The sequence below is a fragment of the Streptomyces hilarionis genome (genome assembly GCF_024539675.1).
GTDB classification, from domain to species: domain Bacteria; phylum Actinomycetota; class Actinomycetes; order Streptomycetales; family Streptomycetaceae; genus Streptomyces; species Streptomyces hilarionis.
The window spans coordinates 1-296 of sequence record NZ_JAHHIT010000650.1; the positions used below are offsets into that span (position 1 = coordinate 1).

Sequence of the window (296 nt, forward strand, 5' to 3'; positions counted from 1 at the left end):
TCTTTTGAGTTATCGAAGATTGACTGGAATGCCATTAGCGCTATATCTACATTTCTGGCAGTTCTAGTCGCCCTGTTCTATCAACCATTTTTAAACAGGCGCAAGGTTGTCCTCGACACTAATCTAAGAACAGAAAATGGAAATATACATTTTATCTATCTTTGCATAACTAACAAAGGCGAAAAGCCGATATGGATAGTTTCGGGCGGGCTGCTTTTTGAAGACGGTGAAAAAAAGGTTGTTAAGTTTATGGATGACGATACATTGCCAAAGAAACTGGAGCCCTCTGAATTCAT

Annotated in this window: 1 protein-coding gene; it reads left to right on the forward strand. The window is 39.2% G+C overall.

From position 1 onward, the window contains the following. Positions 1 to 296 (forward strand): hypothetical protein (locus tag KMS84_RS44425; RefSeq protein ID WP_256921545.1); only part of this gene is annotated, 296 nt, incomplete at both ends.